Origin of the sequence: Aurantimicrobium minutum, assembly GCF_002355535.1 — a bacterium.
In the GTDB taxonomy this organism is placed as follows: domain Bacteria; phylum Actinomycetota; class Actinomycetes; order Actinomycetales; family Microbacteriaceae; genus Aurantimicrobium; species Aurantimicrobium minutum.
Genome location: NZ_AP017457.1, coordinates 1,273,615 through 1,286,034, shown reverse-complemented (window position 1 = coordinate 1,286,034; position 12,420 = coordinate 1,273,615). Strand labels below are relative to the sequence as shown.

11 protein-coding genes are annotated in these 12,420 nt (G+C 53.5%); 6 read left to right on the top strand and 5 right to left on the bottom strand.

The window, feature by feature from the left end; all coding sequences use genetic code 11:
- Positions 1 to 27 precede the first annotated feature (27 nt).
- Positions 28 to 864 carry a CPBP family intramembrane glutamic endopeptidase gene (locus AUMI_RS06345; protein ID WP_231951722.1) on the bottom strand — a complete coding sequence of 279 codons (837 nt, stop codon included), beginning with the start codon at positions 862 to 864 and terminating at the stop codon, positions 28 to 30.
- 107 nt (positions 865 to 971) lie between these two features.
- On the opposite strand from AUMI_RS06345, the gene AUMI_RS06340 reads away from it, so the two are divergent.
- Entirely contained in the window at positions 972 to 1,319 is a 348-nt protein-coding gene (locus AUMI_RS06340) for a DUF2834 domain-containing protein (protein WP_096382595.1), read from the top strand.
- A 20-nt stretch (positions 1,320 to 1,339) separates the two neighbouring features.
- Here AUMI_RS06340 and AUMI_RS06335 read toward each other — a convergent pair whose 3' ends face one another.
- Positions 1,340 to 3,523 (bottom strand): InlB B-repeat-containing protein, encoded by a 2,184-nt coding sequence (locus AUMI_RS06335; RefSeq protein ID WP_172418271.1) that lies wholly within the window; start codon positions 3,521 to 3,523, stop codon positions 1,340 to 1,342.
- A gap of 136 nt (positions 3,524 to 3,659) precedes the next feature.
- Between AUMI_RS06335 and AUMI_RS06330 the strand changes: the two genes are divergently transcribed.
- From AUMI_RS06330 to AUMI_RS06315, 4 genes are all read left to right on the top strand, one after another.
- Positions 3,660 to 3,899, top strand: a complete 240-nt coding sequence (locus AUMI_RS06330) for a hypothetical protein (protein ID WP_096382590.1) — start codon at positions 3,660 to 3,662, stop codon at positions 3,897 to 3,899.
- A gap of 64 nt (positions 3,900 to 3,963) precedes the next feature.
- Positions 3,964 to 4,503 carry an NUDIX hydrolase family protein gene (locus AUMI_RS06325; RefSeq protein ID WP_096382589.1) on the top strand — a complete coding sequence of 180 codons (540 nt, stop codon included), beginning with the start codon at positions 3,964 to 3,966 and terminating at the stop codon, positions 4,501 to 4,503.
- 123 nt (positions 4,504 to 4,626) lie between these two features.
- Positions 4,627 to 5,766 carry a hypothetical protein gene (locus AUMI_RS06320; RefSeq protein WP_096382586.1) on the top strand — a complete coding sequence of 380 codons (1,140 nt, stop codon included), beginning with the start codon at positions 4,627 to 4,629 and terminating at the stop codon, positions 5,764 to 5,766.
- 9 nt (positions 5,767 to 5,775) lie between these two features.
- Positions 5,776 to 6,834: a coiled-coil domain-containing protein gene (locus AUMI_RS06315; RefSeq protein WP_096382584.1), complete on the top strand. Its 1,059-nt coding sequence runs from the start codon at positions 5,776 to 5,778 to the stop codon at positions 6,832 to 6,834.
- Positions 6,835 to 6,837: 3 nt separating this feature from the next.
- On the opposite strand, the gene AUMI_RS06310 is transcribed toward AUMI_RS06315, so the two are convergent.
- From AUMI_RS06310 to AUMI_RS06300, 3 genes are read right to left on the bottom strand one after another with little or no spacing between them, the layout of a single operon-like run.
- The gene (locus AUMI_RS06310; RefSeq protein WP_096382581.1) at positions 6,838 to 7,308 is read right to left on the bottom strand and encodes an SRPBCC family protein; all 471 of its coding nucleotides are present in this window, start codon (positions 7,306 to 7,308) and stop codon (positions 6,838 to 6,840) included.
- 45 nt (positions 7,309 to 7,353) lie between these two features.
- The gene (locus AUMI_RS06305) at positions 7,354 to 7,812 is read right to left on the bottom strand and encodes a SprT-like domain-containing protein (protein ID WP_096382579.1); all 459 of its coding nucleotides are present in this window, start codon (positions 7,810 to 7,812) and stop codon (positions 7,354 to 7,356) included.
- A 2-nt stretch (positions 7,813 to 7,814) separates the two neighbouring features.
- Entirely contained in the window at positions 7,815 to 8,675 is an 861-nt protein-coding gene (locus tag AUMI_RS06300) for a spermidine synthase (protein WP_096382576.1), read from the bottom strand.
- 234 nt (positions 8,676 to 8,909) lie between these two features.
- On the opposite strand from AUMI_RS06300, the gene rpoB reads away from it, so the two are divergent.
- Positions 8,910 to 12,404 carry a DNA-directed RNA polymerase subunit beta gene (rpoB, locus tag AUMI_RS06295; RefSeq protein ID WP_096383515.1) on the top strand — a complete coding sequence of 1,165 codons (3,495 nt, stop codon included), beginning with the start codon at positions 8,910 to 8,912 and terminating at the stop codon, positions 12,402 to 12,404.
- Positions 12,405 to 12,420 lie beyond the last annotated feature (16 nt).

The window sequence follows — 12,420 nt, the reverse complement described above, 5'->3', positions numbered from 1 at the left end:
AACTTGCAAGCCAATGGCAGGTTGAACTTAGGGTGCTGGGAACAAGAAGATGGGAGCCCACTGAGGGTGGTAGGCATAAATCAGTACCAAGAAGACAACAACGTCAAAGAGTAAGTGCACGGTAATCACGTAGTAGACCGATTTACTCTTCTCAAAAATCCACGCCTGAATAAGCGCGAACGGAATAGTGAGTAGCGGCCCCCACGAGCGGTACCCGAGTTCCCACAGAAACGAGACAAAAACGATGGCTTGCAAACCGTTGGCAACCCACAACGGGAAGTGTCGCCTGAGCAGCGCGAAGATGGTGCAGATGAAGAAGAGTTCATCCCAGATGCCAACAAAGCCAACGCCGACAAAAAGTCGAGCAATTTCGGACGGCTCGGCCACTGCGGGCCAGTTGAGGTAACTTCCCGAGCCAATGAAATACACCGGCAGGATGAGCCATCCCAAGATGAGAACTAATCCAAGCCAGATCCACTCCAGCCTGGTCCACGGTTGTCCGGGTCTACCCGGGAACGTAATCGCATGGTCTTTGAATACCCACCTACTCAGTGAGTAGGGCACAGCAACAGCCAGAACCAGCACTGTTCCCATGAGGGCGATGTTGCCCCATTCAAGATTGGCTTTGAGAGAGATCTGTTCGATTCCCACCAGGGGAATGGCGATGAGCAGAAGGTCCCTAGCAAAGCGCCATGAGATCGAGAACGCGAGAGCGAGTCCTGCAACAACGGTGAGGTATCCCCACGAGGTGTGGAAAACAAAAAACAGCGGAGCAGAACTGACAACTAACAGCGCGGAGAGAAACATCCGAGCCTGGGTCCACTGAGTTGCGGGCAGGGTAAAACTGGGCGCACTGGCAGTCATGCCTCAAGAGTAGGTGACGATGGTTCGGTGTACTCACAGCAAATTTCAAGCATTTAGTTTGAGTGCTCACGCGCTAGGGTGAAGTCACGACTGAGGGGCAATACATCATGCATAAGAAGCTGTTCTGGGTTTATCTCGTGCTCTCCATTGCGGGACTGATCACTGCTTGGATTTTCAACGGCATAGCTGTGATGAATCAGGAAGACTACCTGGGTGCCTGGTTCGGGTCTGCAGTTGACTGGGTCCTCTCGGCCGATCTCACTATCGTTGCCATCGCTGTCGTGGTGTTCATGATCACCGAATCTCGACGTATTGGAATGAAGCGTGTGTGGCTGTATATCCTGCTCTCAGGTGTGACCGCGATGGCCTTCACGTTCCCCCTGTTCATGGCCATGCGTGAACGCCAGCTAGCCAAGAAGACTTTGTTGGAAAACGAACCAGCAGAGTCTGTTTAGCTAGAGAGCCGACGCAAAAACTACTTGTTGACAGCGGTAGATCTTCTGAGCAGGAGGAATGTTGCTCCGGTAAGGAGAAGTGCCGCTCCCATCCAGAGAGAATTAGTGTTTGCTCCGGTTTGAGCGAGACTTGCCGGACTCGATATGGCTGAGGAAGGTCCTGTTCCTGAAGTTTGCAACAATGTACCGCTGTTACTAACTTCGAACCAGACTGCGTGGGAAATGGTTTCACCATTCGCGCCAGTTCCAGTCAAAGTAATACTGTGCCACCCTGCTGAGAGGCCTGAAGGTATTTGTGCCGAACCTGATAGCAAGCTGCTGCTAAAAGTACCCGACGCTATTGTTTGCGGGTTGGAACGCACAACAAGGGTCCAGGATGAGTTGCTTTGAAGTCCGGAAGCTGCATAGTCGACGGTCGAGTTTGCAACGGTTGAGCCTGTCGTCATATCTAGCGCCAAGGAAACAGCAGGCGTAGATGAGGTGATGGTGAAGTCCACGTCGTGTGTGTCAGCCAGATAGTTCGCTGTGGATGCTGCAGTTGCACGAACCGAACATATACCAACGCCAGTAAAGGTAACGACGCCAGTTGAGCTATCAACAGAGCAACCAGTTGTTCGCGCATCGAGCACACTGTATGAGATCTGTCCATCTCCGCTTGTGGTTGCCAAGCTCGAGGGGGTGATTGAAGCCAGGTTTCGTGCGATCGAAGTGTTTGTCGGCGCCCACGAAACAGTCTGAGCAGGGAGTGGGGTCCATTGTGCATGCAAAGTTACGTTCGAGGTTCCACTAGAAACTCCTGATGCAGTGAGTGGCTGGCCACCAGAGGCAGCAGCAAACCATCCCGCGAAGCTATAACCGGAACGTGTCGGTGCAGAAGGAAATACCAACGTGTTGCCGAAGACATAGCTTCCGTCGCTGACGGTGCTTCCGCCGTGTTCGTCGTAGGTGACGTTGTAGGTATTAGCACTCCATTGGGCGTATAAGGTGACGTTCGCATTTGAGGCGGCCACTGCGCTTGCTGTCTTGAGGTTTCCGCCTGAGCTTGCATCAAACCAGCCCTGGAATGTGTAGCCGTTTTTGGTGGGGTTGGCGGGATAAGTCAATGAACCACCGTGTGTGAACGTTCCATCGGTGACTGAACTTCCACCCTGCTCGTCATATGTCACGTTGTATGTGTTGATAGCAAAAGCGGGATAGAGCGTTGTGTTTGCCGTGAGGTTGTAGGAGCCAGTTGAACCGGTTGATTGATTGGCACTGCTTGCCCAGCCAGCAAACGTGTGGCCTGCCTTCACAAGTGAACCTGTGTTGCCGTCGAGTGTGATGAGACCGTTACCGGATTTCGCCGCTGGCACTGTACCTGAATCTGATCCGGAGGAAGAGTATGTGAGCGTATAGGTTGTGGAGTTATTCGAAACATCTGCTGAAGAAATTGCAGATGTGTAAATGCGAACGTATTTGATAGCTCCGTTGAAGGAAGCATCTGTACCCCAGTTGCTCTTACCTATGTAATTTTTAGTTCGGGTCACGTTGAGCGGCAAGGAAGTGTAGGTACTTCCTAAATCATTCGAATCGTTGAAGAAGCTAACCTGGCCAACAGCTGTATCTATCTCAGCTCCATTTTTGTACATTCGGCACTTAGAGCCATCTAGTGTGATAACGAATTTGGCAAAAACACCGGCTTGCCCGTTATTTAGAAGTGCTTGGTTTGTGCTGATGCAGCGGGATTTACCAGTTGCGCCATGGAAGATTTCTATGGCAAGTTCGTTCGGATTACTTGACTCTCCCAGCACGCCAACCCAAATATTGTCTGCTGCGTCTCCATTACCAAAGTCAAAAATTCGTTCCCAAGCTTGATTGGAAGCGCCGAAATGGCCTTCAAATTCAATGGTGATTCCGCTACCAAAATTGTTGAAGCCCGACCCCATATCTACATAGGAATTGCTTCCCAGATTGCTTGCACCACTATTTGGAAACTCAAGAGCTCCGGTCGCATTGTTGTAGTTGAGCGCGCCAATGATGGAGCCATTTCTCCCGAAAGATGAGAGGTCACGCCAAGTTCCAGGGGAGGAAGGGTTATACGACCCAGAATCTGATGCGACCAAGTTGAAGTAGAGATCAGAAGACGAAACAGCATGAACAGCCGATGTGCCGAGGAGGACGAAAATAGTCGTAAAAGACAACGCAGTTGTAATGCGCTTGAGCATGCGCTTAGTCCAAGTGAACAACTCGTACCTCATCTTCGGAACACCCATTTGGGATGGAAACTACGTTCAGTCTAAACCAGTTGTCTATTTTCGGATTGTTGAGAATATAGGCCACCACATCAGATAGTTTGAAGCCATGGAAAACGAAAACTCGGTCATGAGTGTGGGATCGAAGAACTCGGTGCTGAGTTTGTGGTCAACAAATTCGTTTATGTCCATCGGTTCTCGAGGCTCAGCTTTCTCTATCGGCTCGATTGGATCTTTCGGCAGCATTCTCTCTATTGGCTCATTTCTGAGCGTGCTGAGCATTATGTCGAGCCTCGCATTTCTGGGTTTGATGGCCTCCAAGAAGCGGGCCAAGCTTTCTCGACGCTGAAGTTTTTTCGGGCAGTAGGTGGATAAATCCCCCTCGCCGGGCAGTGTTCCGGTAGAAATAGGTCATGAGCGTGCGAACTCCTGATCCCAACGGCGGCTGGCTAGGCGACGACGAGCTTTCCTCGATCCGCCGCCGACTTCCCCTTCTTTACGTTGAGGCAGTGCCTGTACGGGTTGACGGTCTCGGTGTTGTTACCGAAGTTGGTTTGTTGCTGCGCGCTAATTCGACCGGAGAAATGACCCGCACCATCGTCTCTGGCCGTGTGATGTATGGCGAGACACTGCGCGAAGCGCTGTTTCGCCACCTTGAAAAAGACTTAGGCCCCATGGCTTTCCCGCTGCTGCCTGCTAATCCCAATCCTTTCCACGTTGCTGAGTACTTCCCGCTTCCAGGCATCTCGCAGTTCACGGATGAGCGACAGCACGCAGTGTCCCTCGCATACGTGGTCCCCGTGACGGGAACGTGTGATCCTCGCCAAGACGCACTGGAAATCACGTGGCTCACACCTCGTGAGGCAGCAAGCGATGCAGTCACCTCGGAAATGGAGGGTGGTCGAGGAGCATTACTTCGCGCTGCCTTGGCTTCAGTCGGTGCGCTGAACTAATCAGCTCCTGCATCTTTAGGGATAAACCCCTATTGTTGGACTTTTGGCCTGATTTCGGGCAAAAATCTGCCCGTATACTGATACAGACTGTTTATTCCAGGTTTGTCGAGGTGAAAGGACATCGTGGATATCGAACTTCCCGTTGTGCCTGACAAAAAAGGACTAGATCCCCAGCAGGTCAATGTAGCGCTTACTGACGTGCAGATTGAGGTCTCACGCCTGGAATCAGAGCGCGCAGAAATTGATAAGCGTATCGACGCCCTCACTCGTGAGGTTGCCGAGGTTCGCAGCGCACTCAAGCGTGCCAGCGCAAAGCCTTCCTTCTCTGACCTTGGTGCTGCATTTGAACAGACTCTTCGCGTAGCTGAAGAACAAGCCGGCAAGCTAATCGCTGATGCGCAAACAACAAGCGCTCTGACTCGACGTTCTGCAGAAGAAGAAGCAATAGCTGTTACTGAGAATGCCAACAAGCAGGCGGCCAAACTTATTTCGGAAACTGAGGCTCGTGTTGAACGCCTGATTAAGGAATCAGAGAAAAAACTGAGTGAAGCCCTGAGCACTGCTCGTTCTACTCTCGCCAACGCAGAAATTCAGCACGAAGAAGCCATGAAGATTGCAGAAGCAATCACTATTGAGGGCGCTCAAAAGCGTGAAACTCTCGAAACAGAGCTCGCTCAAGAAATTGAACAGTCACGTAATGAGATTGCAACTCTGCGCCAGGTTCACGAGCGCGACAAGCGCCGCATTGAAGAAGAGATAGAGGTTCTGCGCGCTAAGGCCGAGCGTGACAACGGTCGCCTCATTGCTGAAAACGAAACCTACATCGCCAAGCTTCTCGAAGAGTCCCAAAAGAATCTGGACATTGCTCGTGAACGTGCTCGCGAGATTCTTGTCGAATCACAAAAGAACTTTGCAGCTTCACGCCAAGAGGGTGTGGCCTTGGTTCGCGAGGCTCGCGAAACTGCGGCAGGAATTATTCGCCGTGCTCGTGCTCGTGCCAACACGTTGACTGAGCGCCTCGAAGAGCGTTCAGCAATTCTGCTGGAAAACGGTGAAAACCTTCTCGATGGCATTAACACTGAACGCGAGGCTGTCGAAGCTTTCAATTCAGAATTGCGCATCATTGCTTTGTCTGAGCAGAGCAAAGACGACGACAATCTCTTGAACTATGTCTCCGTTGCAGATGACCAGCTGGCGGAAGAATTGACTGTCGAAGCTTTGGACATGAATGATGATTCCCTAACCGATGAGACGAAACGGTAGGGCTGAAACATGGATCTGACTCGATCATTCAAAACTGTTCGTCGTAACGGCTACGACCCCAACGACGTCAAGCGTGTATTCCGCGATGCTGAAGCACGTATGGAAGAACTTCGCCAAAGCACACGCTCGGGCATTGCCACCGTCGAAAAGCTTGAACGCGAGCTTGCAGACTTCCGTGATGCGCTTCGTCGCTCTAACGCCAAGCCCACTTTTGCCGACTTGGGTTCGGCCTTCGAGCAAACCCTTCGTGTCGCTGAAGAGCAGGCCGACAAGCTTGTAGCTGATGCCGAAGCCGATGCCAAAGTTGTTCGCGAGTCTGCTCGCGCTGAGGCTGAAACAGTCACGCGCGCAGCCAAAAACAAAGCATCAACATTGCTATCAGAGACCGAAGAGTCAATTGAAGATAAGCGCCTTGAGGTTGAGCGTGAAATTGCTCAGCTGAACATGAAGGCAGAGTCACTCATTCTTCAGGGCAACACCGCGAAAGAAACCGCGCAGCGTCGTGACGCTGCCCTGCTTGCTGAAGCAGAGCGTGATGCTGCCGATGTTCGTGCGCGTCTGCACCAAGAAATTGAAGATGCCAAGACCGAGATGGAAACCCTGCGCCAGATTGCAGAGCGTGAACAGCTTCGTATTGAGCGTGAAATCAAGCTGGCTCTCGAAGAGTCTGAGCGCGAGCGTCTTGCCCGTCACGAAGAAGCTGTCTCTTTTGTCGAAGCACAAACGCAGGAAGCCAATGAACTTCTTCGCGCTGCGGAAGAAGAAGCACAAAGCCTCAACCAGCAGATGGATGACTTTGCTGCAACCACCCGCGCAGATGCTGAAGCTCTCCTCAACGCTGCACGCGAGAGTGCAACCAACGTGATCAGCCGCGCTCGTTCACGTGCTGAAACGTTGGCCATCCTCTTTGATGAGCACGCTCTCGAAATGATGGAAAAAGCAGAGCGTCGTCGTGACAGCCTCGAGCGTCAGCGTGAGGCAATGCGTGAATTCTCACTCGAGCTCAAGGCACTGGCTTCGGCGGATGCCATGGTTTCGCTCGACGAGTCTGAATCGCAGCGCGACTAAGTTCTAGCTCCAGGTTGGGGCAAGCTTCTTCAGCTTTGCTCCGCGAATCTGCCAGAACGTCCACAGTCCTATAAAGACAAAGGGCGTGAGCAGTCCAGCTTTGACGACCAAGCGATCGCGATAGAGAGTCTGGTTGTTATCTGTGGGTGAGATTGCCATGCGGTGATCCCAGTTCTTGACCATTTTCATGGGACCACTGAGAGCTTTACCTGAGTCAATCATCATTCGAACGCCGCCGGGACGTTGGGTGAAACTGACGTCGATGGTTTGGTGGCCCATCGGGATTACCCCGAATAAACGCATGGATACTTCGTGGGGGCCATCACCTATCCACGCCTGAGGAAAGCCGCCCTGTTCCTTGGAAACAATCTTCAGCCATGGAGAGGAGACCGCCGTGAACACCTTCGGGTTGGCAATGGCTCGCCAGGCAACATCAGGTTCGCAATCGAGTGTGAGTCGAAGAAAGACGTTCATGGGTGCCCCTGGAGTTTCGCGGGGTATTCCCCCTCACTTCACACGCTAGCTGATTTCTCGCTTTTCCCAGTGAATTAAATTGGCACGATTAAATCCGCGGCCGCATTCACCGCAGCTCAATACTTTTTTGGGCTGACGGAACCGGTAGTGTTCATGCCCTGCTGGGCAGGTGCCCAGCCAGGGGGCAAGCTCATGTGCCGCACTTCCGTCATGCGTGCGCTTGCCGTCATATCCCAGGTCGTAGGCAATCTTTTTCCAGGTTGGGCCGTGCCCTGCCCGAGGTCCCGCTATCGCGTGAGCAACTTCGTGCAAGAGAATCTGATGCACTTCATCATCCTCATATTTGGCAGCCAGGTGTCTGGAGACAGAGATCTTTTTCTCCGTGAAATTACACAAACCTGCACGCGTGCGAGCATGGTCAAACCCGAAACTCCACACTGCGGGGTCAAGATGCAGGCGGATGAGGGCATCCGCCCATTTTGTTACCCGGTCCAGATCGGCCATGGCTACTTCTTCGAAATCTGGAAGATGGTTTTATTCGGGGTGGGGGAGGCTATTGCAGTTGTGTCCAACACAATAGGGGCGCTACCAATGAACTGCTTCATCTCCGCACCTTCAACAGCTTTTGCAGGATGTGGTCCACCAGCAAGCAGGCGGGGCAGCCAGTGACCAATGGCAGCATCCTGGGTTCCCACCAGAACCACATTGCCAAAGCGCCGTCCTTTGAGAACCTGGGTTTCTGCCAGAGCAATCACATGAGGAAGGACAGCGTTCAATGTTGCTGCCTGTCCACGGGCAAAAGCCAAGCCTGGACCGTCGGCCACATTAACAATGAGCACACCGGAGGGGGCAAGGAGTTTTGCTGCCTCGGTGTAGAACTCAACGCTGGTGACGTGAGCGGGAGTGCGGGCGCCACTAAAGACATCCACGATGACAACATCGACGTTGCCGTGAAGTCCACTGGGCAATTTGCCCAGGACTTCACGAGCATCGCCATAACGAATACGAATGTTTGCATTTTTTTGCAGGGGGAGGTGTTCCCGGACAAAGTCAATGAGGTCTTGCTCGAGTTCGATGACCTGTTGCCTGGAACCGGGCCTTGTTGCCTCGATGTAGCGGGGGAGCGTGAGAGCGCCACCGCCTAAATGAACTGCAGTAATCGGTGCCCCGGGTTCCCCAACCTGGTCGAGCACATGGCCAATGCGACGAATGTACTCAAAAAAGAGCTCGCTGGGATCGTCAATAAAGACGTGAGATTGAGGGGTTCCATCGATATCAAGAACGTAGGCGCCGTCTTGATAGGGGTCAGGTTCAATGGTTGCGCGCAGGCCGGAAGACTTGAGGGTGATGGTTGGGTTGTTCGCCATGTGCTTACACCACCAGAAAAATCCAACTAGACATTGGCCCGCAAACCGTTATAGAGTTGTAATTTGCGCTCGATGTTTTGTCATGCCCTCATATTGCGGTCGGGGTGACAGTTCAACAATCTCGTGGATAACTCCACGAGTGGCCCCACTTTAGCGGGTTTCATCGGGTTTGCAATTTATCCCACACCAACCACAACCATGATGGTCCATGACGGACCCACGGAGGTTATTTCCTTGGCTGCTGCGCGCAACGCAAAAGACACCAAGTCCATCAAGAACGGCCGTAGTGCATCGCGCTTGTCGTTCGCGAAGATTACGGACACTCTGACTGTTCCCGATCTTCTGGCACTTCAGACCGAGAGCTTTGACTGGCTCGTCGGAAATGAACACTGGCAGAAGCGTGTGGAGGAAGCAAAGAAGGAAGGTCGCCAGGACCTGCCTTCACGCACTGGTCTTGAAGAGATCTTTGAAGAGATCTCTCCCATCGAGAACCTCGATGAGACCATGCAGCTCTCTTTCACCAACCCCTACCTCGAGCCTGAGAAGTACTCGATCTTCGAGTGCAAGGAGCGTGGCAAGACCTACGCTGCGCCTCTCTATGTCGAGGCTGAGTTCATGAACCACGTCACGGGTGAAATCAAGACCCAGACCGTGTTCATGGGTGACTTCCCGCTCATGACCGAAAAGGGAACCTTCATCATTAACGGCACCGAGCGTGTTGTTGTGTCTCAGCTGGTTCGTTCACCCGGTGTGTACTTCGAGCGTGCACAGGAAAAGACCTCCGACAAGGACGTCTACTCCGCACGCATCATTCCTAGCCGTGGCGCATGGCTCGAATTCGAAATCGACAAGCGTGACGCTGTTGGTGTTCGTATCGACCGTAAGCGTAAGCAGTCTGTCACCGTCTTCCTCAAGGCCCTCGGTCTGACCAGTGAAGAAATCGCAACCGAATTTGCCGGTTACGACTCCATCCTGCAGACCCTGGAAAAGGACACCATCCTCACCAAGGAAGACGCACTGCGCGACATCTACCGCAAGCTCCGTCCAGGCGAGCAGGTTGCTGCTGAAGCTGCACGCGCGCTTCTGGACAACTTCTACTTCAGCCCCAAGCGCTATGACCTGGCCAAGGTTGGTCGTTACAAGATCAACCGCAAGCTCGGTCTTGAAGCTCCGCTGACTGACTCTGTTCTTCGCGTTGAAGACATCATTGCAACCATCAAGTACCTGGTTGCATTGCACAACGACGAGAAGACCTTCCCTGGTGTTCGCGATGGTAAAAAGGTAGACATTCGTCTCGATGTAGACGACATCGACCACTTCGGTAACCGTCGTATCCGCGCCGTCGGTGAACTCATCCAGAACCAGGTTCGTACCGGTCTGTCCCGTATGGAGCGCGTCGTCCGCGAGCGCATGACCACTCAGGACATTGAGGCAATTACTCCTCAGACCCTGATCAACGTACGTCCCGTCGTGGCAGCAATCAAGGAGTTCTTCGGAACCTCACAGCTGTCACAGTTCATGGACCAGAACAACCCGCTTGCTGGTTTGACCCACAAGCGTCGTCTGTCCGCTCTGGGCCCCGGTGGTCTTTCTCGTGAGCGCGCAGGTGTTGAGGTTCGTGACGTTCACTCCTCTCACTACGGACGTATGTGTCCTATTGAAACTCCTGAAGGTCCGAACATTGGTCTGATTGGTTCGCTCGCATCCTTCGCGCGGATCAACGCCTTTGGTTTCATTGAGACCCCCTACCGCCGCGTGGTCAAGGGCAAGGTAACCGAGCACATCGATTACCTCACCGCTTCGGAAGAAGATGACTTCGTTGTGGCGCAGGCAAACGCTCCACTTACCAAGGACAGCCACTTCGCTGAAGAGCGTGTTCTGGTTCGTCGTAAGGGTGGCGAGGTTGAACTCGTTCCTGCGGCTGAGGTGGACTACATGGACGTGTCCCCACGTCAGATGGTGTCTGTTGGTACCTCGCTCATTCCATTCCTCGAGCACGACGATGCTAACCGCGCACTCATGGGTGCCAACATGCAGCGTCAGGCTGTGCCACTGCTGCGCAGCGAAAGCCCGCTGGTTGGTACCGGTATGGAAAACTTCGCCGCAATCGATGCTGGTGACGTTATCCTCGCAAACGCTGCTGGTGTTGTCTCTGAGGTGTCGGCTGATGTCGTCACCGTTCAGCTCGACGCTGGTGGAACCGAGGACTACTTCCTGCGCAAGTTCGACCGCTCGAACCAGGGCACCAGCTACAACCACCGTGTCATCGTGACCGCTGGTGAGCGTGTTGAGGTAGGTCAGGTCATCGCTGATGGTCCTGCCACCGAAAACGGTGAACTGGCTCTGGGTAAGAACCTGCTCGTGGCATTCATGCCTTGGGAAGGTCACAACTTCGAGGACGCGATCATCCTCTCCCAGCGTCTGGTTCAGGACGACGTTCTTTCTTCGATTCACATCGAGGAATACGACGTTGATGCTCGTGACACCAAGCTGGGTAAGGAAGAGATCACTCGCGACCTTCCCAACGTGTCCCCTGAACTCATCGCTAACCTCGATGAGCGCGGCATCATCCGTATCGGTGCAGAGGTTCGCCCCGGCGACATTCTCGTCGGTAAGGTCACTCCTAAGGGTGAGACCGAGCTTTCTGCTGAAGAGCGCCTGCTGCGTGCCATCTTCAACGAGAAGAGCCGCGAAGTTCGCGACACTTCCTTGAAGGTTCCTCACGGTGAAGCCGGAACCATCATTGGTGTGAAGGTATTCGACGCAGAGAACGACGAAGACGAGCTCGGCTCGGGCGTCAACCAGCGCGTTGTTGTCTACATCGCTCAGAAGCGTAAGATCACCGAGGGTGACAAGCTTGCTGGTCGTCACGGAAACAAGGGTGTTATCGCCAAGATTCTCCCTGTTGAAGACATGCCATTCCTCGAAGACGGAACTCCTGTCGACGTCGTACTCAACCCACTGGGTATCCCCGGTCGAATGAACTTCGGTCAGGTTTTGGAAACTCACCTCGGGTGGATTGCGAAGCAGGGTTGGAAGGTTGAAGGCAACCCAGAATGGGCTGCAAACCTTCCTGCAGAGGCATTCGAGGCTGCCCCTGGCACCAAGGTTGCGACCCCCGTGTTCGACGGTGCTCTCGAGGAGGAAATTGCTGGTCTGCTCGATGTGACCACACCTACTCGTGACGGTGACCGCCTCATCGGTGCTTCCGGTAAGGCACGTCTGTTCGACGGTCGTTCCGGTGAGCCATTCCCTGAGCCCATCTCTGTGGGTTACATGTACATCCTGAAGCTGCACCACCTTGTTGATGACAAGATTCACGCACGTTCAACGGGTCCTTACTCGATGATCACGCAGCAGCCTCTTGGTGGAAAGGCACAGTTCGGTGGACAGCGCTTTGGTGAGATGGAGGTGTGGGCACTGGAAGCTTATGGTGCCGCTTACGCACTTCAGGAACTTCTCACCATCAAGTCCGACGACATCGTGGGCCGTGTCAAGGTTTACGAAGCGATCGTCAAGGGCGAGAACATCCAGGAGCCCGGTATCCCCGAGTCGTTCCGCGTTCTCATGAAGGAAATGCAGTCCCTCGGTCTCAACGTTGAGGTTCTCAACGAAGCTGGCGATGTCGTCAGCCTCCGCGACGCCGACGATGAGGCATACCGCGCAGCTGAAGAGCTCGGTATCAACATCTCTACCCGTTTCGAGTCTTCGTCCATCGACGAGATCTAAACGACAGTCAGACAAG